Annotated in this window: 17 protein-coding genes, 1 tRNA gene, 3 rRNA genes and 2 pseudogenes; 11 read left to right on the top strand and 12 right to left on the bottom strand. The window is 45.5% G+C overall.

The window, feature by feature from the left end:
• Position 1: 1 nt before the first annotated feature.
• From coaE to FJQ87_RS03605, 5 genes are all read left to right on the top strand, one after another.
• Positions 2-607: a dephospho-CoA kinase gene (gene coaE / locus FJQ87_RS03625; RefSeq protein WP_140930621.1), complete on the top strand. Its 606-nt coding sequence runs from the start codon at positions 2-4 to the stop codon at positions 605-607.
• Positions 608-614: 7 nt separating this feature from the next.
• Positions 615-1,346: a cell division protein ZapD gene (gene zapD / locus FJQ87_RS03620; RefSeq protein WP_140930619.1), complete on the top strand. Its 732-nt coding sequence runs from the start codon at positions 615-617 to the stop codon at positions 1,344-1,346.
• A 126-nt stretch (positions 1,347-1,472) separates the two neighbouring features.
• Positions 1,473-1,691, top strand: coding sequence for a DNA gyrase inhibitor YacG (yacG, locus tag FJQ87_RS03615; RefSeq protein ID WP_140930617.1), 219 nt, complete (start codon positions 1,473-1,475; stop codon positions 1,689-1,691).
• Complete coding sequence (gene mutT / locus FJQ87_RS03610) at positions 1,688-2,089, top strand: 8-oxo-dGTP diphosphatase MutT (protein WP_140930615.1); 402 nt, start codon at positions 1,688-1,690, stop codon at positions 2,087-2,089. Before yacG ends, mutT begins: the two co-directional genes overlap by 4 nt.
• Positions 2,090-2,500: 411 nt before the next feature.
• Entirely contained in the window at positions 2,501-4,189 is a 1,689-nt protein-coding gene (locus FJQ87_RS03605; protein WP_240778819.1) for an amidohydrolase, read from the top strand.
• A gap of 204 nt (positions 4,190-4,393) precedes the next feature.
• Here the strand turns inward: FJQ87_RS03605 and FJQ87_RS18800 are convergent, their stop codons facing one another.
• The 11 genes and pseudogenes from FJQ87_RS18800 to FJQ87_RS03555 all read right to left on the bottom strand — a co-directional run bounded on the left by FJQ87_RS18800 (position 4,394) and on the right by FJQ87_RS03555 (position 16,513).
• Entirely contained in the window at positions 4,394-4,678 is a 285-nt protein-coding gene (locus FJQ87_RS18800) for a substrate-binding domain-containing protein (RefSeq protein WP_240778818.1), read from the bottom strand.
• A gap of 30 nt (positions 4,679-4,708) precedes the next feature.
• Complete coding sequence (locus tag FJQ87_RS18795) at positions 4,709-5,278, bottom strand: LysR family transcriptional regulator (protein WP_240778817.1); 570 nt, start codon at positions 5,276-5,278, stop codon at positions 4,709-4,711.
• Positions 5,279-5,815: 537 nt separating this feature from the next.
• Positions 5,816-7,019: pseudogene (locus FJQ87_RS03595) on the bottom strand (IS256 family transposase).
• Between the two features lie 136 nt (positions 7,020-7,155).
• Positions 7,156-8,610 (bottom strand): IS66 family transposase, encoded by a 1,455-nt coding sequence (locus FJQ87_RS03590; protein WP_140930613.1) that lies wholly within the window; start codon positions 8,608-8,610, stop codon positions 7,156-7,158.
• Positions 8,611-8,690: 80 nt separating this feature from the next.
• Positions 8,691-9,041, bottom strand: coding sequence for an IS66 family insertion sequence element accessory protein TnpB (tnpB, locus tag FJQ87_RS03585; RefSeq protein WP_140930611.1), 351 nt, complete (start codon positions 9,039-9,041; stop codon positions 8,691-8,693).
• Positions 9,038-9,382: an IS66 family insertion sequence element accessory protein TnpB gene (locus tag FJQ87_RS03580; RefSeq protein WP_140930609.1), complete on the bottom strand. Its 345-nt coding sequence runs from the start codon at positions 9,380-9,382 to the stop codon at positions 9,038-9,040. The genes tnpB (FJQ87_RS03585) and FJQ87_RS03580 overlap by 4 nt, the downstream gene beginning before the upstream one ends.
• A gap of 173 nt (positions 9,383-9,555) precedes the next feature.
• A 5S ribosomal RNA gene (rrf, locus tag FJQ87_RS03575) occupies positions 9,556-9,671 on the bottom strand.
• Between the two features lie 33 nt (positions 9,672-9,704).
• Positions 9,705-9,780, bottom strand: a tRNA-Val gene (locus tag FJQ87_RS03570).
• A gap of 87 nt (positions 9,781-9,867) precedes the next feature.
• Positions 9,868-12,759, bottom strand: a 23S ribosomal RNA gene (locus FJQ87_RS03565).
• A 299-nt stretch (positions 12,760-13,058) separates the two neighbouring features.
• A 16S ribosomal RNA gene (locus FJQ87_RS03560) occupies positions 13,059-14,605 on the bottom strand.
• Together the 16S, 23S and 5S rRNA genes with 1 tRNA gene alongside form the textbook arrangement of a ribosomal RNA operon.
• 845 nt (positions 14,606-15,450) lie before the next feature.
• Positions 15,451-16,513, bottom strand: a protein-coding gene (locus tag FJQ87_RS03555; RefSeq protein ID WP_140930607.1) for an IS630 family transposase whose coding sequence is annotated in 2 segments (ribosomal slippage) — positions 15,451-16,086 and positions 16,088-16,513 — 1,062 coding nt in all. Because the reading frame shifts where the segments join, the coding sequence is not laid out codon by codon here.
• A 139-nt stretch (positions 16,514-16,652) separates the two neighbouring features.
• Here FJQ87_RS03555 and FJQ87_RS03550 point away from each other — a divergent pair.
• The 4 genes and pseudogenes from FJQ87_RS03550 to FJQ87_RS03530 all read left to right on the top strand — a co-directional run bounded on the left by FJQ87_RS03550 (position 16,653) and on the right by FJQ87_RS03530 (position 20,319).
• Positions 16,653-17,921 carry an IS4 family transposase gene (locus tag FJQ87_RS03550; protein WP_140933972.1) on the top strand — a complete coding sequence of 423 codons (1,269 nt, stop codon included), beginning with the start codon at positions 16,653-16,655 and terminating at the stop codon, positions 17,919-17,921.
• 171 nt (positions 17,922-18,092) lie between these two features.
• A complete protein-coding gene (locus tag FJQ87_RS03545; RefSeq protein ID WP_140930349.1) occupies positions 18,093-18,437 on the top strand; it encodes an IS66 family insertion sequence element accessory protein TnpB in 345 nt (114 codons plus the stop codon).
• Positions 18,434-18,784, top strand: a pseudogene (tnpB, locus tag FJQ87_RS03540) (IS66 family insertion sequence element accessory protein TnpB). Before FJQ87_RS03545 ends, tnpB (FJQ87_RS03540) begins: the two are co-directional and overlap by 4 nt.
• A gap of 80 nt (positions 18,785-18,864) precedes the next feature.
• Entirely contained in the window at positions 18,865-20,319 is a 1,455-nt protein-coding gene (locus FJQ87_RS03530) for an IS66 family transposase (protein ID WP_140930603.1), read from the top strand.
• Positions 20,320-20,372: 53 nt separating this feature from the next.
• On the opposite strand, the gene FJQ87_RS03525 is transcribed toward FJQ87_RS03530, so the two are convergent.
• A protein-coding gene (locus FJQ87_RS03525) for an IS630 family transposase (RefSeq protein ID WP_168195118.1) occupies positions 20,373-21,351 on the bottom strand; the annotation gives its coding sequence in 2 pieces (ribosomal slippage) (positions 20,373-20,936 and positions 20,938-21,351; 978 coding nt in all).
• 199 nt (positions 21,352-21,550) lie between these two features.
• Between FJQ87_RS03525 and FJQ87_RS03520 the strand changes: the two genes are divergently transcribed.
• Entirely contained in the window at positions 21,551-21,895 is a 345-nt protein-coding gene (locus FJQ87_RS03520) for an IS66 family insertion sequence element accessory protein TnpB (protein WP_140929966.1), read from the top strand.
• Entirely contained in the window at positions 21,892-22,242 is a 351-nt protein-coding gene (gene tnpB, locus FJQ87_RS03515) for an IS66 family insertion sequence element accessory protein TnpB (protein WP_140929967.1), read from the top strand. The genes FJQ87_RS03520 and tnpB (FJQ87_RS03515) overlap by 4 nt, the downstream gene beginning before the upstream one ends.
• Positions 22,243-22,289: the final 47 nt, after the last annotated feature.

Raw genomic sequence — 22,289 nt, 5'->3', positions numbered from 1 at the left:
TATGAGCCAGATGATTATCGGTCTTACCGGCGGCATAGGTAGTGGCAAAACCACAGTCGCCAATATGTTTGCAAGCTTTGGCATTGATTTAATTGATGCCGATATTGTGGCGCGTGAAGTGGTGGATGTTGGCACTGCTGGCCTTAAGGCAATTACTGCCCACTTTGGCGCAGATATTTTGGATGACAGCGGCGCGCTTAATCGCAGCTGCTTACGAGAACTGATATTTAGTGAGCCCGAGCAAAGGCTGTGGCTTAACAGTTTACTGCACCCACTGATTCGCGAAGAGATGCTCAAGCAAACCAACACAGCAACATCTAGCTACGTGATTTGGGTCGTGCCCTTGCTATTTGAAAACGGCTTAGATAGCTTAGTTAATCGCAGCTTATTGGTCGATGTTGACCCTTCGCAGCAAATTGCCCGCACAGCCGCGCGCGACCAAGTAACCAATGAGCAAGTGCAAAACATCATTAATAGCCAGATGGCACGCGCCGACAAACTTAAAATGGCTGATGATGTAATCAATAATAATCAAGATGTTGTAGCGCTTAAAGCCAGAGTGGCCGCGCTTCACCAACACTACTTAACGCTAGCTAGCAAGGCTTAAACCGCTTATGAGTATTATCTTTGAACAGCCGCTTAACGAAAAAATGCGCAGTTACTTGCGCTTAGATTACTTAGCCGAGCAGCTTAAGCTGAGCTTAGAGAATGATCATCAACATCAAGGGTTTTTACCGCTATTTTCCTTATGCGAACTCACAGAGCGCTGCGATTATCGCAGCGATGTGATTAAGGATATTGATAGGCACCTTGCGGCGATTTATGAGTGGAACCAGTATCCCGACATAGATAACAGCGAACTCGCAAGCTTTGCCGCGGATTTAACCTTAGCCCGCGAGCAGCTACAAAAACCTGAGCGTTTAGGCAGCTTTTTAAAACAAGATAAGTTTTTAGCGGCGCTCAAGCAAAGGCTTAGCATGCCTGGGGCAAGCTGCAACTTTGACTTACCTCAGTTGCACTTTTGGCTCGCCAAAAGCTGGCCACAGCGCCAGCAAGAGTATCAAGCTTGGTGCCAACACTTTTGGCCGCTACTCACTCCTATTCGCATCATACTGACCTTAAGTCGCGCTAATGCGCAGTTTGTGCCGCACCTTGCCAACCGAGGCTTTTATCAAGAACAAAGCCAAGGAGAGCTGAATTTACTGCGCGTGCGCGTGCCAGCCAACGTAAGTTGTTACCCAACTATTAGTGGCCTGCGCAATCGCTTTTCTATCCATTTTGTCGACTTTAGCAGCCAAAAACACACAGATGCCGATATCGCTTTTGATGTCGCCTATTGCCGCTAACTTATTAACTTAGTCAGCTGGCCGCCAATTTAACTTAACCCGATTGCGCCCAAGTTCATCAGCAGACAGATTGCACTCGCAACATGAGCTGATACACTAGCGCCATTTACCTTAGGCGCAAATCTTATGACACTCACAGTTAAGTGCCCCACCTGCCAAACCTTAGTCCCGTGGAATAGTGATAGCCTGTTCCGCCCCTTTTGCAGCGAAAGATGCAAGCTTATCGATTTAGGCGAATGGGCCAGTGAAAGCTATGCCATTCCCGTTAAGCAAGAGTTTGATATCGATGCCTTAGATGACATTGGTTATGATGAAGGCGACTTTTTCAAACAGGATGATAAATGAGTCAACGCGTACATGTTGCCGTCGGCGTCATTATTAACGACCGCGGCCAAGTGTTACTGGCCAAACGGCCAGCGCACTTACATCAAGGCGGTAAATGGGAGTTTCCGGGCGGCAAAGTTGAAGCACTTGAACAAGTAACCGATGCACTAGTGCGTGAACTCGCTGAAGAAGTGAATCTCACCGTGCATGCCAGCACGCCGTTTATGCTGCAAAGTTTTGATTACTCAGATAAACAAGTGCTATTAGATATTCACTTGATTAGCGATTTTAGTGGCGATGCCATTGGGCTTGAAGGCCAAGAAGTGCGCTGGGTAAACCAAGCTGAATTACCAAGCTTTGATTTCCCTGCCGCCAATCAAGCCATAGTAGAAAAACTGCTAGAGCTTAGTAGCCATTAGCATTCAAAATAATCGCTGCAATACCGCCAAGATAGCAATCTCACTGTCCTTGGCGGTAACCTCTCATACTTAGCTGAGCCGCTGTAACCAGTGCTAAGGATTAACACCCATTGGCCGTAAACGACTTTAACCTACTTGAGTTAATGCCTCACAATCAACCAATCCTCCGTCAATAATCCTCTAGCCATATTGCGGCGGCATTTATTGAATGTCATTTCATCGTTAATTGCTAATTCCATCCAAGCTGCATTCTTGCTATCCCAATCTTGTGATACTCACTATTTTTCCTTGTGGATTGTCTCGCGCTAGCATTACCTCATACCAGCCTTGCTGTTTATAGGCAATAAGATTACGAACTATTACCGGGAGAAACTATGAAGAAGGCATACAGCTTAGCATTGCTCGCAATGCGTGACTATAGGCGCGCAAGTTCAAAGCGCTAAAACCCCATCGGTACAAGAACAGAGGGTGCAAGAGCTGCTGGCGCATGATAAGGCAAGCGCCGACATGATTATCACTAACGCCAAGATTTATGGTTTTGATGAGGCTGATACTATTGCCATTGCTGCTGGCAAGATTGTCTTTGTTGGCCATGAAGATGAAGTAGATGAGTATCACACTAGCGCCACTGAGGTAATAGATATTGAGCAAGCCTTTGTCATGCCAGGATTTATTGATAATCACAACCATGTGTTTGAAGCAGCATCGCCAGCGGGTAGCAGCTGCGAGCTCAACATCAGTGCCGCGCTCACTGAGCAAATTGCCTATTTAACAGCATGCCGTAAGCAAGCGACTCCAAACGCTTGGGTGCTGGGTTATGGCTTTTCACTGGACGCGATTTTAAATGACGCTAATAGCACTACGCCGCTGGCCGTTATTGATAGCATTTTTCCCGACCAGCCCGTCATCATCATGGAGCAAACATCTCACTCCATGTGGGTTAACTCAGTTGCGCTGAAACGCGCAGGCATTACTAAAGATTTCCCTGAGCCACAAGGCGGCAAAATTCTTAAAGATGAACACGGCGAGCTTAATGGCATCTTATTTGATAACGCTGGCGATATAGTGATGGAGATGGCATGGAACAGCCTCAATGATCAGTTTAATCAAAGCTATGACGGCTTAATGACCGGCCTTGCTGAAGCCGCCGCCCATGGAATTACTACCATAGGCGATGGCCGCATATATTGGAAACGTGGCTGGTTTGAAGTGTGGCAACAAGCGGAGAAAGACGGTGACTTAACTGCGCGCGTCTCTTTACGGCCATGGATTTACCCAGCCGATGCCATGGCGCCGCAATTAGCCTATTTAAAGAAAATCCAATCCAGTGATAAGTCGCGCTTACTACTGATAAACCAAGCCAAAATGTATAGCGATGGCATTTTCATTAACGGCACCGCTAAAACTTTGGCTCCGTATTTAGAGACTTATATCCCAGATGAACCCTATGGCATCAACTACATTGCGCCCAAGCAAATGACCACTTGGCTCGATAAGCTCAATCAGATTGGTTATAGCGCGCATATTCATGCCATTGGTGATGGTGCGGTGCGTGAGTCATTGAATGCTATTGAATATGTCCGCAGCCTTGGCTCGCAGCAAGCTTATAGCTTAACCCATGTAGAATTAGTGGATGCCAAAGATGTGCCACGTTTTGCCAAGCTCGATGTGATCGCAGATTTTCAGGTAGGCTCAGATTATGTGGCCAATCACGACCATCCATGGGCATTGCCGCTTCTTGGCAGCGAGCGCACCCACGCCATGATGAACTTAAAACCTATCTTTGATTCAGGCGCTAACATCACTTTAAGTAGCGACTGGAATGTGCGTGATATCAACCCATTAGTCGGCATAGCTAACAGCCTTAACATGGGAAGTACTGGCCTTAGCAATATTGATGCTGCCATAGATGCTTATACCATCAATGCCGCCGCAAGCTTAGGCATTAGCGATATTACTGGCTCAATTAAAGTAGGGAAATCGGCAGACTTAGTGATCTTAGCGCAAGACATTACCCGCCTACCTATCAATGCCATTGCTAACACTGAAATCTTAATGACCTTGCTGCAAGGCGAAGTGGTTTTTGATGCCGATGAATAGCCAGCGCTCAGCTAAACAGTAAACCCATCAGTGAACATCAGCAGCTAACATCAGCAACTAACACCATGCCGCCAACATTTTGGGCGGCATGGTTAGTTAAGTGGTTATGCAATAGCTGCTAGCTGGTACCTCGATCATTAGCCGCTAAGTTTTAAGTTCTAGGTATTAAGTTCTAGGCTTTAAGTTCTAGGTATGAACGCCAATTTAGCTATTTAACTGATTATGTTGCTTAAAAGTATTTATCACCTGACGGCCAATCTCGCACAGCGTAAAGCCGCTGCGCCAACAGAGTTCCACCTTGCGCGCAATCGCAGTCAGCTCAAAGTCACAACTAAGCTCTACCAGTTGACCGCTAGTAATCAGCGCGGCCACACTGTCTGCCGGCAAAAAGGCAAAACCCTTATTGTGTTTAAGCATGGCAATCAGTGACGAGATATCAGCAAATACGCCGTAACTTGGGCTAAAGCCATCGTTGTCATCATCCTTCACCCACCCCCACACCAGCTCGCGATATTCACTTTAATCATTGCTGTTAATGGCTCGGGTCTCAGCCAGCCTTGCTAGCGGATGGTCATGATGACACACTAAAATTTCTTGATAATGGCCTAAGCGGCAATAGTCAAAATGCTTATGGTGCAAGGTTACTGACTCATGGCTGATAACAACATCCACATAGCCATCCCTTAAATCTTGCTCGAGCTTAGTTTTATCATCGCGATACACTTCAACGCTTAATGGCGCGATACCGAGCACTAACGCCAGAGGCTCGGTAAACACCCTGTCAGGAATATAGTTTTCAACGCCAATAGTGAGCGAAGTCGGTTCACCTTGCGCCAACATAGCCGCGCTGCACACAAACTTATCCATCTGACTCAAGGTCTGCGTTAAGTGCGGCAATAAGCGCTCGCCATCGTTACTCAAGCTCGTTTTATTACCAGTGCGATCAAAAAAACTGATCCCAAGATCAATTTCCAGATCTGAAATCCATTGGCTCACCTGCGACTGCTTCTTACCGAGCTTACGTGCCGCCGCCGAAATCGAACCCGTTTCTATAGATAACAACAAAGCTTTTAAGTGAAGTGCATTCATCAGGAAATACTCAAAATAACAGCCGCTCCGACAGATTAATTTTTATCAAAGCCATTGATTAATAAGTACCATATCAGAGTCGCAGTGGTTGTTATAGTAATTCACAACAACCACTTACCTTACGCCAAATATTGCGTTATCCATTTATCGACAGCCTGTAATAGGCTCAACACCGATATGCCACTGCCTAGCGGTCTCAAGCCCATCAAGCCAATATATATCCGAACTTCCCGCAGCCCCCAGAAACTCAGATGACTGCAAATTTATAGTTAAATAGCACCTAAAGACGACCCCATCTCAATTAAGGCATTAAAACCACAGAGGTCGGTGTACATGCATTGCAGGAATGAAGTTTTGATAGCCAATTAGCTTAATGTGAACAGGGTTATAAATTCGGTAGCTAGTACTAAGCGCTGAATTGTATTAGTTACTGGCCGACGACATAGCACAAGAATCATTGATGAGGAGTTAGAACTTAACGGCTTATCAAGAAGCCATAAATCCGAGGGCGTTCAAAATTCTGTGTCAGGCTAATTTTTAAATTTCTAGCACGCTATCTAAACGCCCTTCAAAATAAATCGCTAACTGAGATAAACAAAGGCTCCAATTGTGGATTGGCATGGTCCATTTATCTGAGGCGTTTAATATGCCTGCATAAAGTAGCTTCAACAAGCTATTTTCATTAGGAAAAGCACCTTTGGTTTTGGTGAGCTTTCTAAATTGGCGATGTACCGCCTCAACGGCATTGGTCGTGTAAATCACTTTCCTGATATGTTCTGGGTACCTAAAATAATGGGACAAATTATGCCATTTGCGACGCCAAGAGTTGATTACCAGCGGATAAGCATCACCCCATTTGGCCTCCAGTTCGTCCAATGCCATCTCTGCGGCTTCTTTACTCACGGCTCGATACACAGGCTTTAAATCAGCCATAAACGCTTTCTGATGTTTTGAGGCGACATACTTCATTGAGTTGCGGATCTGGTGGATAACACCTAGCTGTGTTTCCGTATTAGGGAAGATACTGGCTATCGCCTCAGGGAAACCGGTCAAGCCGTCAACACAGGCGATAAGAATATCTTTTACACCACGATTATTAAGATCGGTCAGTACGGATAGCCAGTAATTAGCGCCTTCATTTTCGGATAAATGAAGCCCTAAAATTTCCTTTTTTCCTTTCATATTAAGCGCTAACAATGTGTAAACGGCTTTACTGACGTAACGCCCATCCTCTTTGACTTTATGAATGTATCGCATCAAGCCAAACGATAGGATAATGGCTATCTAATGGGCGCTGTTGCCACGCTTTAAGTTCGGGGATGAGTTTATCAGTGATAGCACTGACGGTTGCGTTAGACACATTGATCCCATACATATCTTCAACATGTTGATTAATATCGCGATAGCTCATACCTATACTGAACATCGATAACACTTTACGTTCGATTTCATCGGTTAGCGTAGTTTGGTTTTTCTTAATCAACTGAGGCTCAAAAGTGCCATTGCGGTCTCTAGGGGTGTCTAACTCAAAGTTACCGGACGGATGCTTAATGGTCTTAGGGGTTTTGCCATTTTTACGATTAGGCAGAGGATCATGCGCTAAATACTGCTCAAGCTCAGCCTGGAGAGCCGCTTCAGTGAGTTGCTTGATCAGTGGACCAAGAATGCTGTCTTTACCTGTGAGGCTTTTACCTGACTGCAGATCTTTAAGGGCTTGTTCGAAGTTAAAAGGTTGGGTCATGTGTCATTCCTGTTTTTGTATATTTTACTGAAATGACACAGAATTATGAACACTACCAACGGCTTATCAAGAAGCCATAAATCCATTGCATCTAGCGCGTTAGCTAACTAACTGGTAAGCGTCTGGGCAACTACACCTATCTTTTAAAATTCCATGGTAACAGGCTGTCGATATCCGGTGCTGGTTGGCACAGTTCATTAAGACAGGCCATGATGTAATCAAATGGTACTAAGCCATTGACCTTGGCCGTTTCTACTATGCTGTAAAGCGTGGCACTGGCATTAGCCCCATTAGCTGTCTGACTGAATAACCAATTTTTTCGGCCAATCACAAACGGTTTTACTGCTCGCTCTGCACGATTGTTATCAATACTCAATCTGCCATCATCAACATAACGAATGAGTTTGTGCCATTGATTAGCCAGGTAATTAGCTGCCTCCATCAGTTTGGTATTACCCACTAAATTGGGCTGGTTTTGCTCAAGCCATGCTTTTAGCTTGCCTAGGATAGGCAGGCTAGCCTCTTGTCTGGCAATGTACTTTTCATCTGTAGTTTTATCTTTGATGTGTGACTCTACACCGTACAATTTCTGGATAAGGCTTAATACCATATCCGCTTTGCCGGTTTTATTTTTGCCTTGCAGCTTTTTTGCCTCGATAAATTTACGACGAGCATGAGCCCAGCATCCCACTAAGGTTGCCTGTGTTTTTTCATAAGCTTGATATCCATCAAGATAATTGACCACGCAGGCGGCAGCCCGACTGTTATGGAAGTCGTAAAGCACAATATTAGGGATAGGATTATTCGGGGCTGGTGAATCTCGACCTGAGCAATAGACCCACATGTAGCTGTTCACTTTATCGGATTTCACCACTTTTAATGGCGTTTCATCCGCAAACAACGTGGGCTGTTTTAACAGCTCTGTTTTAAGCCGTTCAACTAATGGTGCGAAGAGTGTGGCTGATTTGTCTATCCAGCTGCTCATTGTCTGGCGACTGAGCTCAATGCCATATTGCTTAAACATCGCTTCCTGGCGATAAAGCGGTAACCCGTATTGGTATTTACTGGTGATAAGCTGACTGAGTAAACTGCTTGTAGCAATGCCTTTATTGATTGGCATTGCTGGCATTGAGGCTTGTTTAATCGGCGGTTGAGTCGAGGATTTATCACAGTGGCGGCAAGCGTATTTAGGCCTAATGTGCTCAATCACTTTGATTTGGGCTGGAATAAACTCAAGCTTTTCTGATTTATCCTCGCCCATTTTATGTAACTCACTGCCACAGCAATCACAGGTCTTATCTTTGATATCATGGATAACTTGCTCGCGAGGTAAGTCTTTTGGCAGTGGCTTACGCACAGGCTTTTTGCGGGTATAGCTAATGGTTTGTTGCTCGGCCTCAACGGCTTCAACAATCTCTTCTACTTCATTGAATAACTCGCCTTGCCCAACAAAGCCTTCAGCACTTTTGCCGAATTGTTTTTGTTGAGCCAAGCGCCAGCGCTCTTCCAAGGCTGCGATGAGTGCATCCTTCTGCGCTAACAGTTTTTCAAGTTCAGCAATGCGCTGTTTAAGGGCGAGTTCATTTTTCATGACGCCTATGTTAAGGCATATCGAAAGGCTTTGTAGTGCTAATTGACCTTGTTTTGATGATCATCAATTGATCGCAAATATTAACGTAGTTGCTTACCCGTCACATCAATTTTACTGTGGCCAATGACATCATAACCCCCTAATAACCCGTGTAATTGCTGCTCGGTTAATGTCATTGTGGGTGATATGAGTTTGGGCCATTTGAACTTATGCTTGTCTAATCGCTTATACCATAGCGCAAAGCCGGTGTTATCCCAATAAAGTAATTTGAGTTTATCGTGGCCTTTATTGCAAAACACAAAGAGTGCACCATTAAGGACGGACAGCTCTAGCTCTGCTTCGACTAAAGCCGCCAAACCGTTAATTGATTTACGAAAATCGACAGCATCGGCACATAAATAGACGGAAGGCACATCAACAAACATCTTCATACCATTAGCCCCTTAATGATGGTAAGGATATCTATTGTTGCTAAATCCGCTGAAAGAGTGAGTTGGCCAGTTCGGGTATCAAACAGCACTGGGTGTTGATGAGTTTGCGTGCAGACTTCAGTGGTGGTTTGTTTTAGTTGTATAAAGCGTGATTGAGTAGCGTGAGATGTTTGCTCTGACACGCTTGGCTGGTACTGTTGCTTACCCAGTAAAGCGCGCTGTTTATAATAGGTGGTAATCGAGACATTATGTTGCTGGCAAAATTCGATATTAGTGCCACTAAAAGTATTGCGTTGTAAAAGTAACTGTCGCCACTGCTGACTTGTTTTGTGAGTTGTCATCACCTGCTCCAAATTTATCAATGAGCAGATATTTTCAAATAATCAGATTAACGATGCGAGGTGTGGTTCGCTGGACGGTTACACTAACTGCATAAAAAACCTCTCAAAAAACTAACGAAAAAAGCCCGTTGCATGGCAACGGGCTTTATCGACTCTCTTGCGAGAAATTAGGCGCCTGGAGATGACCTACTCTCGCATGGGGAAACCCCACACTACCATCGGCGCGACTGCGTTTCACTTCTGAGTTCGGAATGGGATCAGGTGGTGCCACAGTGCTATGGTCTCCAGACAAATTTGGAATTCGGAAAGCTGTGAAAAAATATGGTGGTCGCTACTGGGCTCGAACCAGTGACCCCCTCCTTGTAAGGGAGGTGCTCTCCCAGCTGAGCTAAGCGACCTGGGATTTTTTGCTATTGAGTACTCAATCTTCAATCAAGTATTTTTCGATTCTTTCAGGCTTGTTCAGTAAAACCCATCTGGGTTGTATGGTTAAGCCTCTCGGGTCATTAGTACAAGTTAGCTCAACGCCTCACAACGCTTACACACCTTGCCTATCAACGTCCTAGTCTCGGACGGCCCTTCAGAGGACTTATAGTCCTAGGGATGACTCATCTTGGGGCTCGCTTCCCGCTTAGATGCTTTCAGCGGTTATCGATTCCGAACGTAGCTACCGGGCAATGCCATTGGCATGACAACCCGAACACCAGCGGTTCGTCCACTCCGGTCCTCTCGTACTAGGAGCAGCTCCCCTCAATCATCCAACGCCCACGGCAGATAGGGACCGAACTGTCTCACGACGTTCTGAACCCAGCTCGCGTACCACTTTAAATGGCGAACAGCCATACCCTTGGGACCGACTTCAGCCCCAGGATGTGATGAGCCGACATCGAGGTGCCAAACACCGCCGTCGATATGAACTCTTGGGCGGTATCAGCCTGTTATCCCCGGAGTACCTTTTATCCGTTGAGCGATGGCCCTTCCATTCAGAACCACCGGATCACTATGACCTACTTTCGTACCTGCTCGACGTGTCTGTCTCGCAGTTAAGCTGGCTTATGCCATTGCACTAACCGTACGATGTCCGACCGTACTTAGCCAACCTTCGTGCTCCTCCGTTACTCTTTGGGAGGAGACCGCCCCAGTCAAACTACCCACCAGGCACTGTCCCTAATCCCGATAAGGGACCTAGGTTAGAACATCAAAACTACAAGGGTGGTATTTCAAGGACGACTCCACACAAACTAGCGTTCATGCTTCAAAGTCTCCCACCTATCCTACACATGTAGGTTCAATGTTCAGTGCCAAGCTATAGTAAAGGTTCACGGGGTCTTTCCGTCTAGCCGCGGGTATACGGCATCTTCACCGCAATTTCAACTTCACTGAGTCTCGGCTGGAGACAGCGTGGCCATCATTACGCCATTCGTGCAGGTCGGAACTTACCCGACAAGGAATTTCGCTACCTTAGGACCGTTATAGTTACGGCCGCCGTTTACCGGGGCTTCGATCATGAGCTTCTCCGAAGATAACCCAATCAATTAACCTTCCGGCACCGGGCAGGCGTCACACCGTATACTTCATCTTGCGATTTTGCACAGTGCTGTGTTTTTGATAAACAGTTGCAGCCACCTGGTATCTGCGACTCCCGCTAGCTTAGAGAGCAAGTCTCATCACCGGCAGGAGCGTACCTTCTCCCGAAGTTACGGTACCATTTTGCCTAGTTCCTTCAGCCGAGTTCTCTCAAGCGCCTTGGTATTCTCTACCCGACCACCTGTGTCGGTTTGGGGTACGATTCCTGCTAACCTGAAGCTTAGAAGATTTTCCTGGAAGCATGGCATCAACTACTTCAGTCCCTTAGGACCTCGTCATCAGCTCTCAGCGTAAGTATTCCCGGATTTGCCTAAGAATACCGCCTACTACCTTAAACGCGGACTACCAACGCCGCGCTAGCCTAGCCTTCTCCGTCTCTCCATCGCAGTTAGCACAAGTACGGGAATATTAACCCGTTTCCCATCGACTACGCCTTTCGGCCTCGCCTTAGGGGTCGACTCACCCTGCCCCGATTAACGTTGGACAGGAACCCTTGGTCTTCCGGCGAGGGGGTTTTTCACCCCTTTATCGTTACTCATGTCAGCATTCGCACTTCTGATACCTCCAGCGTGGGTTACCCCTTCACCTTCAACGGCTTACAGAACGCTCCTCTACCGCGCATCTCTAATGAAATGCACCCGTAGCTTCGGTGACTAGCTTAGCCCCGTTACATCTTCCGCGCAGGCCGACTCGACTAGTGAGCTATTACGCTTTCTTTAAATGATGGCTGCTTCTAAGCCAACATCCTAGCTGTCTAAGCCTTCCCACATCGTTTCCCACTTAGCTAGTACTTTGGGACCTTAGCTGACGGTCTGGGTTGTTTCCCTTTTGACAACGGACGTTAGCACCCGCTGTCTGTCTCCCGCATAGTACTCATTGGTATTCGGAGTTTGCAAAGGGTTGGTAAGTCGGGATGACCCCCTAGCCTTAACAGTGCTCTACCCCCAATGGTATTCGTGCGAGGCGCTACCTAAATAGCTTTCGAGGAGAACCAGATATCTCCCGGTTTGATTGGCCTTTCACCCCCAGCCACAAGTCATCCGCTAATTTTTCAACATTAGTCGGTTCGGTCCTCCAGTTGATGTTACTCAACCTTCAACCTGCCCATGGCTAGATCACCGGGTTTCGGGTCTACACCTAGCAACTAAACGCGCAGTTAACACTCGGTTTCCCTACGGCTCCGCTATTCGCTTAACCTCGCTACTAAATGTAAGTCGCTGACCCATTATACAAAAGGTACGCAGTCACGGTCTCAAGAACCGCTCCCACTGCTTGTACGTATACGGTTTCAGGTTCTATTTCACTCCCCTCACAGGGGTTCTTTTCGCCTTTCCCTCACGGTACTGGTTCACTATCGGTCAGTCAGGAGTATTTAGCCTTGGAGGATGGTCCCCCCATGTTCAGACAACATATCACGTGTGCCGCCTTACTCGTTTTCATCTAAGGTTAGTTTTCATGTACGGGACTATCACCCTGTACCGTTGGACTTTCCAGACCATTCCACTAACACCCCCTAGACTTAAGGGCTAATCCCCGTTCGCTCGCCGCTACTTAGGGAATCTCGGTTGATTTCTTTTCCTCTGGGTACTTAGATGTTTCAGTTCCCCAGGTTCGCCTCATACAGCTATGTATTCACTGTATGATGACCACTTATGTGGCCGGGTTTCCCCATTCGGACATCGTTAGCTCAAATGCTTGTTACTAGCTCGCCAACGCTTTTCGCAAGTTACTACGTCCTTCATCGCCTCTGACTGCCAAGGCATCCACCGTATACGCTTAGTCACTTAACCATACAACCCAAATGAGTTTCACTTGAGCGTATTGCAACTAGCTGGTTTTACTGTCTCTTGCTTTCGCAAAAGAACGCCTTGATTTACTTCATTTCTGAAGTTAAAGAATATCCAAAACACTTGATTAAAGTATTTTGAGAACTCAATTTTGTATCACCTAATGCTCGCGCACTAAGTTCTACTATCAGCTTTCCAAATTTTTAAAGAACGACATCCCTTCAAAGGAAGGTAATGTTTTGCTCGTCAACAAGACAAGGCAATCTGTGTGAACACTCAACAGTAATTCTAAATCGCATAGGTAAGGAGGTGATCCAGCCCCAGGTTCCCCTAGGGCTACCTTGTTACGACTTCACCCCAGTCATGAACCACACCGTGGTAAACGCCCTCCCCGAAGGGTTAAGCTATCTACTTCTGGTGCAGCCCACTCCCATGGTGTGACGGGCGGTGTGTACAAGGCCCGGGAACGTATTCACCGTGGCATTCTGATCCACGATTACTAGCGATTCCGACTTCATGGAGTCGAGTTGCAGACTCCAATCCGGACTACGATCGGCTTTGTGAGATTAGCTCCACCTCGCGGCTTTGCAACCCTCTGTACCGACCATTGTAGCACGTGTGTAGCCCTACTCGTAAGGGCCATGATGACTTGACGTCGTCCCCACCTTCCTCCGGTTTATCACCGGCAGTCTCCCTAGAGTTCCCACCATTACGTGCTGGCAAATAAGGATAAGGGTTGCGCTCGTTGCGGGACTTAACCCAACATTTCACAACACGAGCTGACGACAGCCATGCAGCACCTGTCTCAGAGTTCCCGAAGGCACTAAGCTATCTCTAGCGAATTCTCTGGATGTCAAGAGTAGGTAAGGTTCTTCGCGTTGCATCGAATTAAACCACATGCTCCACCGCTTGTGCGGGCCCCCGTCAATTCATTTGAGTTTTAACCTTGCGGCCGTACTCCCCAGGCGGTCTACTTAATGCGTTAGCTTGAGAGCCCAGTGTTCAAGACACCAAACTCCGAGTAGACATCGTTTACGGCGTGGACTACCAGGGTATCTAATCCTGTTTGCTCCCCACGCTTTCGTGCATGAGCGTCAGTCTTTGTCCAGGGGGCCGCCTTCGCCACCGGTATTCCTTCAGATCTCTACGCATTTCACCGCTACACCTGAAATTCTACCCCCCTCTACAAGACTCTAGTTTGCCAGTTCAAAATGCAATTCCCAGGTTGAGCCCGGGGCTTTCACATCTCGCTTAACAAACCGCCTGCGCACGCTTTACGCCCAGTAATTCCGATTAACGCTCGGACCCTCCGTATTACCGCGGCTGCTGGCACGGAGTTAGCCGGTCCTTCTTCTGTAGGTAACGTCACAGCTAACGGGTATTAACCGTCAACCTTTCCTCCCTACTGAAAGTGCTTTACAACCCGAAGGCCTTCTTCACACACGCGGCATGGCTGCATCAGGGTTTCCCCCATTGTGCAATATTCCCCACTGCTGCCTCCCGTAGGAGTCTGGGCCGTGTCTCAGTCCCAGTGTGGCTGATCATCCTCTCAGAACAGCTAGGGATCGTCGCCTAGGTGAGCCTTTACCTCACCTACTAGCTAATCCCACCTGGGCTTATCCATCAGCGCAAGGACCCGAAGGCTCCCCTGCTTTCCCCCGTAGGGCGTATGCGGTATTAGCAGTCGTTTCCAACTGTTATCCCCCACCAATGGGCAAATTCCCAGGCATTACTCACCCGTCCGCCGCTCGCCGGCAAAGTAACAAGTTACTTCCCGCTGCCGCTCGACTTGCATGTGTTAGGCCTGCCGCCAGCGTTCAATCTGAGCCATGATCAAACTCTTCAATTAAAGTTTTGTTCGGACCCGAAAGTCCTGCTCAATGAATTCTGTCGATTCGATGATAAATCATCAAATTTGCATGTTATGCGGACATCGTTCGTTGAAGCCTCTTGCGAGACGTGTTAAATCGTTGTCGATTTATCAACTACTGTGAATGTCCACACAGATTTGCTTGTCTTCTACTTGTTAAAGAACGTTGCCGCTACGGGCTAGGGATGCGTATTCTACGCATTTCCTGTTGTGCGTCAAGTGTTTTATTCAACAACTTGTCGCCACTTCTGAATACCTTAAGTAGTCAGTAAGTCGTCACTATCGGCTGCGTTGCCGCGCCATCTCGTGTCGATGGGCTGCATTATAGGGAGTGTTCGCTATTGTGCAAGCGCTTTTCGCCATAAAGTGTCATTATTTATTTACACTCAACTTACGACCATGACGCGCACAACTTACCCCCAGAGTTACCCACAGCGCATTCATAAATTCAGTAGGCTGGACCTCGCGGATCTCTCGCTCTATCAAGGTTATCCATGACGAACTTCCCCAGTGAAAGGGCTAATCCCTTTGGTTTTCGCTAAGCCACCATCATCAAAAAGCACCATAATTCACTTATCGCGCAATAAAAAACTCTAACCAAGCTTTCTTTGGCACAAAAAACACTTCAAAGTGAACCCAATGGAAACCTTACATAATTTTCATCGGCTCTGAGTCAGCGTTTTGTGGCAAGAGTCAATCATCGCAATGACAATTAAACTTATCGCTGAGTGAACATTTAACCTAATTTTGGTGGCAGTGTTGCTGCCAAACAGTCCATCCCATAAGAATTGATAAGAGAAAGATGTTTATACCAATTGAATTAATTAATTGACCAGATTAATCCAACATCTATGGCACATTTTAATTACTCGGCTTGGCTCGCTTCTAAAACGATTCCATGCTTTAGTACATTGATTCACTATATCCTCGTATCCATCAAAACAACGGTTGGCTAGTTCATTTTGTCTCATCCATTGCCATACTTGCTCGACAGGATGGAGCTCAGGTGAATACGGTGGCAATTTGATGATGGTGAGATTATCGAACTCGTCTGCTAAATACTGTTGGTGCCAACCTGCACCATCCATAATAACCACAGCATGTCGCCCTGAAGGAGTAGCTTGAGAGATCAATGACAAATGCTCAATCATCACATCTTTATTACTACATGGTGTGATTAGGGCTTCAGTTTTACCGTTGCTGGGGCAGACTGCACCGAATAGGTAGGCGTATTCGAATTGTTGTTGCTTAATTGCTCTTGCTCTTGCTCTTGCTCTTGCTCTTGCTCTTGCTCTTGCTCTTGGTCTTGGTCTTGGTCTTGGTCTTGGTCTTGAGCATTTTATCGCCCAAACACGAGTTGTCGTATTTTGTTGGCCAAATCTGGCTTCATCTTGAAACCATACATCGATCCGATCAAGCGCTAAGTGGCCAGGGGTGTTAAGGATCGTTTCCATATGGAAGGTTTTTAAAAAGGCGTTGAGCCTCTTCATTTTGTTTAGGATGCTTGGAGCGGCTTGTTATCCAAGAAAATCCTAATTGATGAAGTAGCTTATAGACATTTCTACCTTCATATTCAACACCAAATTGAGCCTGTATAAACTCACCAACTTCTTTTGCCTGTAGTCGTCCACCATGACTAGCAACACTTCTTTCCTTTACAAAACTAGCGACCATTTCTAATTGTTGTGGGGTTAACCTAGATGGGTGACCTGGATTAGGCTTATCCTTTAAACCATCAATTCCGTTCGTCAAGTAGAGGCTGACCCACTTATTGACACTTCCTCTAGCAACCCTTAGGTACCTTGCGATCTCTGTTCTTGATTTGCCTTCAAGAAAATGACAGATGGCAGATGGCAGATGGCAGATGGCAAGATAACGAACTTTAATGCGAGTGCGTTTTTCCTTTTTTGCTAAGCGCTCTCATAGACAGGATCTTAAGAGTTAACGCTTTTATTTAGATAGAAAAATGGCCTTATTTGTGATCTGATAATTGTCGCCAAACAAACCATCAAACACAAAAAGGCCAGTGTTGATTATCTCTCTTAAAAAGCAGTTTATGCAATTCTTTAGCGCTCACTTTCTTCAAAAAACGGCAAAAAATATTGGCCTCATGAAACGATGTCGAGCGATTTTGCCCGAACAACTTGTACTCAGTCTGATTTCGGCGCTCAGTAAGGGGAATTGTACTTCAATTGCCGATCTGCTCAGGCAGTTCAACGGGATGTGTCTGACCGAAATGGATAATGTGGCTTACAAACCTTTTCACAATCAGCTCAGAAAAGAAGCTTTTCCTCTATTCATGCGTCAGTTAGTACAGTTTGCTATCGCACAATTTGCCCGGCAGCAATGTGCTCAATTACCCGATAAGATGTCTTGTTTTAATGATGTGTTGCTCCAAGATGGTAGTTCTTTTCACGTTCATAGGCAGTTGGCATCTGTTTATCCAAGCCGCTTTAAGCGTAACCCTGCAGCGATAGAGTGCCATATGACCATGTCTCTCAAAACCTTTAGTCCTACTGCAATGACGATTAGTGCCGACACGGCTTCGGAGAGAGATTATCTTCCTAAACCAGCAACGATGGACAACAAATTGCTGCTAGCAGATGCAGGTTACCCAGACTTTGATTACTTTGCCGAGCTTGAGCGGCATGGAGGGTTCTACATTTTTCGGGGAGCCAAATCCCTCAACCCGACGGTCATCGAAGCGAGGAACTGTAAAGGTCGAACACTGACTAAGTTGGCAGGCAAAAAACTCAAAGAGATTACGCGCCGCACCAATCGGACAGAGGTGCTTGATTTGGCGGTTTGTAGAGGCAATCAGACATTTCGGGTAATAAGACGCTGGTTTGCCGAAGAACAACGATTTTGCATTTGGCTTACTAATCTGCCACGAGAAACCTACTCTGCAGATGATATTATGGCAATTTATCGCTGTCGCTGGCAGATAGAGCTGATGTTTAAAGAGTTGAAATCTCATACTAACTGGCAGCGATTTGCTACAGCACAAAAAGCCATCGTTGATGGCTTAGTCTGGGCCAGTTTATTGGCATTGTGCATTAGACGCAGTACGGCACTGCAGATAATGCCTTCAGTTTCGTTATTCAAGGCTGCAAAGAATGTTGATGTGTGGCTGCTGCCCATATTTGAGTGCATTAGCCACAAATCATGGTCAGAAATAATAGATAAGATTGATTGGGCGATCCGTTATATAACGAAGAACGCCCCAAAAGCACAACAGAGAAAATCTAAGAAAGACATAACGTTAGATGGAATTTATGAACAGCTTAATGCTTAAGGTTCAGTCTATGAAGCGCTCTAACTCTGTAATAGACATATAGGTACCTATTCATAGTGGAGGCACTAATTAGATCACATATTTAGTTCGTAACCGTCCAGCGAACCACACCTCGCATCGTTAATCTGATTATTTGAAAATATCTGCTCATTGATAAATTTGGAGCAGGTGATGACAACTCACAAAACAAGTCAGCAGTGGCGACAGTTACTTTTACAACGCAATACTTTTAGTGGCACTAATATCGAATTTTGCCAGCAACATAATGTCTCGATTACCACCTATTATAAACAGCGCGCTTTACTGGGTAAGCAACAGTACCAGCCAAGCGTGTCAGAGCAAACATCTCACGCTACTCAATCACGCTTTATACAACTAAAACAAACCACCACTGAAGTCTGCACGCAAACTCATCAACACCCAGTGCTGTTTAATACGCGAACTGGCCAACTCACTCTTTCAGCGGATTTAGCAACAATAGATATCCTTACCATCATTAAGGGGCTAATGGTATGAAGATGTTTGTTGATGTGCCTTCCGTCTATTTATGTGCCGATGCTGTCGATTTTCGTAAATCAATTAACGGGTTGGCGGCTTTAGTCGAAGCAGAGCTAGAGCTGTCCGTCCTTAATGGTGCACTATTTGTGTTTTGCAATAAAGGCCACGATAAACTCAAATGACTTTATTGGGATAACACTGGCTTTGCGCTGTGGTATAAGCGATTAGATAAGCATAAGTTCAAATGGCCCAAACTCATATCACCCACAATGACATTAACCGAGCAGCAATTACACTGGTTATTAGGGGGTTATGATGTCATTGGCCACAGTAAAATTGATGTGACGGGTAAGCAACTACTTTAATATTTGCGATCAATTGATGATCATCAAAACAAGGTCAATTAGCACTACAAAGCCTTTCGATATGCCTTAACATAGGCGTCATGAAAAATGAACTCTCCCTTAAACAGCGCATTGCTGAACTTGAAAAACTGTTAGCGCAGAAGGATGCACTCATCGCAGCCTTGGAAGAGCGCTGGCGCTTGGCTCAACAAAAACAATTCGGCAAAAGTGCTGAAGGCTTTGTTGGGCAAGGCGAGTTATTCAATGAAGTAGAAGAGATTGTTGAAGCCGTTGAGGCCGAGCAACAAACCATTAGCTATACCCGCAAAAAGCCTGTGCGTAAGCCACTGCCAAAAGACTTACCTCGCGAGCAAGTTATCCATGATATCAAAGATAAGACCTGTGATTGCTGTGGCAGTGAGTTACATAAAATGGGCGAGGATAAATCAGAAAAGCTTGAGTTTATTCCAGCCCAAATCAAAGTGATTGAGCACATTAGGCCTAAATACGCTTGCCGCCACTGTGATAAATCCTCGACTCAACCGCCGATTAAACAAGCCTCAATGCCAGCAATGCCAATCAATAAAGGCATTGCTACAAGCAGTTTACTCAGTCAGCTTATCACCAGTAAATACCAATACGGGTTACCGCTTTATCGCCAGGAAGCGATGTTTAAGCAATATGGCATTGAGCTCAGTCGCCAGACAATGAGCAGCTGGATAGACAAATCAGCCACACTCTTCGCACCATTAGTTGAACGGCTTAAAACAGAGCTGTTAAAACAGCCCACGTTGTTTGCGGATGAAACGCCATTAAAAGTGGTGAAATCCGATAAAGTGAACAGCTACATGTGGGTCTATTGCTCAGGTCGAGATTCACCAGCCCCGAATAATCCTATCCCTAATATTGTGCTTTACGACTTCCATAACAGTCGGGCTGCCGCCTGCGTGGTCAATTATCTTGATGGATATCAAGCTTATGAAAAAACACAGGCAACCTTAGTGGGATGCTGGGCTCATGCTCGTCGTAAATTTATCGAGGCAAAAAAGCTGCAAGGCAAAAATAAAACCGGCAAAGCGGATATGGTATTAAGCCTTATCCAGAAATTGTACGGTGTAGAGTCACACATCAAAGATAAAACTACAGATGAAAAGTACATTGCCAGACAAGAGGCTAGCCTGCCTATCCTAGGCAAGCTAAAAGCATGGCTTGAGCAAAACCAGCCCAATTTAGTGGGTAATACCAAACTGATGGAGGCAGCTAATTACCTGGCTAATCAATGGCACAAACTCATTCGTTATGTTGATGATGGCAGATTGAGTATTGATAACAATCGTGCAGAGCGAGCAGTAAAACCGTTTGTGATTGGCCGAAAAAATTGGTTATTCAGTCAGACAGCTAATGGGGCTAATGCCAGTGCCACGCTTTACAGCATAGTAGAAACGGCCAAGGTCAATGGCTTAGTACCATTTGATTACATCATGGCCTGTCTTAATGAACTGTGCCAACCAGCACCGGATATCGACAGCCTGTTACCATGGAATTTTAAAAGATAGGTGTAGTTGCCCAGACGCTTACTTTAGTTCAATTGGTATCATACCAATCCGCATTAAATATTGCCCACTTTGGCCCAGTCTCTTGTACACAAACTTTTTACTCTGTCCTTGCACTGAATAAATGTATTCCAAGCACTGCAACACTGCTCAACGATATCGTTATAGCCTTCAAAACATCTATTGGCTAAACAGTGTTGTCTTAGCCATTGCCATACCTGCTCTATTGGATTTAGCTCTGGAGAATAGGGAGGTAATTTGAGAACTGATAAATTATCAAAGTCTTTGGCTATATCGTCTGTATGCCACCCCGCGCCATCGATGATAACAAGAGCATACCTATCCGAGTGGGTTGCTTCTGAAATTTGCTTCAAGTGTTGCCTCATCGCCTCCCGGTTAACAAAGGGAGTGACCAACGCTTCAGTTGCCCCCGTTGATGGGCAAACAGCCCCAAACAGATAAGCATATTCAAATTGTTGCTGCTTTACCGCTCTGGGGCGAGAGCCTTTTGTTGCCCACAGTTTGGTCGTTGTATTCTGCTGACCAAATCGCGCTTCATCTTGAAACCAAATATCGACACTATCTAAAGAAATATAAACAGGGATCGTTGCGATCGTTTTAGAAATGAGTTTTTTTAAATTCAGCTTGAGCTTCTAAGGATTGTTTGGGGTGCTTAGAACGACTGGTAATCCAGCTTAAACCTATACTTTTCAATATTTTATATACATGGTTTAGATGGTAATGGATACCAAACTGCTGTTCTATATAGGATTGAATATCGACGCCCGTTAATCGTCCACCTAATTCTGAGCGACTTAAATCGTCTATATATTGATAAAGAGTCCGCTTTTGCTGTTCGCTAAGTTTACTCGCATTTGTCGATCTCATATTGGCTTTCAAACCATCAATGCCAGAATCTAAGTACTTTTTAACCCATTCATTGACACTGCGACGACTAACCTTGAGTTGCCGAGCAACTTGAGCACGATTGTGACATTCCAAGAAGCAAGAAACAGCCAAAATGCGAATACGCATGCGGGCGTCTTTTTCTGACTTTGATAATCTAACGAGTTCAACAGAGGTGTAATTTTTCACAGAATAGAATGAGTTGAAAATGATGAGTGTATTAGATCACAATTTAGTACGGATTGGGTAACCGTCCAGCGAACCACACCTCGCATCGTTAATCTGATTATTTGAAAATATCTGCTCATTGATAAATTTGGAGCAGGTGATGACAACTCACAAAACAAGTCAGCAGTGGCGACAGTTACTTTTACAACGCAATACTTTTAGTGGCACTAATATCGAATTTTGCCAGCAACATAATGTCTCGATTACCACCTATTATAAACAGCGCGCTTTACTGGGTAAGCAACAGTACCAGCCAAGCGTGTCAGAGCAAACATCTCACGTTACTCAATCACGCTTTATACAACTAAAACAAACCACCACTGAAGTCTGCACGCAAACTCATCAACACCCAGTGCTGTTTGATACCCGAACTGGCCAACTCACTCTTTCAGCGGATTTAGCAACAACGGATATCCTTACCATCATTAAGGGGCTAATGGCATGAGGATGTTTGTTGATGTGCCTTCCGTCTATTTATGTGCCGATGCTGTCGATTTTCGTAAATCGATTAATGGATTAGCCGCCTTAGTCGAAGCCGAGCTTGAACTACCGGTGCTCAGTGGTGCGCTATTTGTATTTTGTAATAAAGGCCGTGACAAACTCAAATTACTTTATTGGGATAACACTGGCTTTGCGCTGTGGTATAAGCGATTAGATAAGCATAAGTTCAAATGGCCCAAACTCATGTCACCCACAATGACATTAACCGAGCAGCAATTACACTGGTTATTAGGGGGTTATGATGTCATTGGCCACAGTAAAATTGATGTGACGGGTAAGCAACTACTTTAATATTTGCGATCAATTGATGATCATCAAAACAAGGTCAATTAGCACTA

Origin of the sequence: Shewanella sp. SNU WT4, from assembly GCF_006494715.1 — a bacterium.
In the GTDB taxonomy this organism is placed as follows: Bacteria; Pseudomonadota; Gammaproteobacteria; order Enterobacterales; family Shewanellaceae; genus Shewanella.
Note: the sequence above shows the minus strand (reverse complement) of the source record. Positions and strands in the feature narration are given on the sequence as shown.

Coding starts and splice junctions, on each gene's coding strand:
- FJQ87_RS03545 (WP_140930349.1), top strand. CDS start 18,093: ATGACAACTCACAAAACAAGTCAGCAGTGGCGACAGTTACTTTTACAA.
- mutT (WP_140930615.1), top strand. CDS start 1,688: ATGAGTCAACGCGTACATGTTGCCGTCGGCGTCATTATTAACGACCGC.
- FJQ87_RS18795 (WP_240778817.1), bottom strand. CDS start 5,278: ATGAATGCACTTCACTTAAAAGCTTTGTTGTTATCTATAGAAACGGGT.
- coaE (WP_140930621.1), top strand. CDS start 2: ATGAGCCAGATGATTATCGGTCTTACCGGCGGCATAGGTAGTGGCAAA.
- FJQ87_RS03530 (WP_140930603.1), top strand. CDS start 18,865: ATGAAAAATGAACTCTCCCTTAAACAGCGCATTGCTGAACTTGAAAAA.
- yacG (WP_140930617.1), top strand. CDS start 1,473: ATGACACTCACAGTTAAGTGCCCCACCTGCCAAACCTTAGTCCCGTGG.
- FJQ87_RS03590 (WP_140930613.1), bottom strand. CDS start 8,610: ATGAAAAATGAACTCGCCCTTAAACAGCGCATTGCTGAACTTGAAAAA.
- tnpB (WP_140929967.1), top strand. CDS start 21,892: ATGAGGATGTTTGTTGATGTGCCTTCCGTCTATTTATGTGCCGATGCT.
- FJQ87_RS03520 (WP_140929966.1), top strand. CDS start 21,551: ATGACAACTCACAAAACAAGTCAGCAGTGGCGACAGTTACTTTTACAA.
- FJQ87_RS03580 (WP_140930609.1), bottom strand. CDS start 9,382: ATGACAACTCACAAAACAAGTCAGCAGTGGCGACAGTTACTTTTACAA.
- tnpB (WP_140930611.1), bottom strand. CDS start 9,041: ATGAAGATGTTTGTTGATGTGCCTTCCGTCTATTTATGTGCCGATGCT.
- zapD (WP_140930619.1), top strand. CDS start 615: ATGAGTATTATCTTTGAACAGCCGCTTAACGAAAAAATGCGCAGTTAC.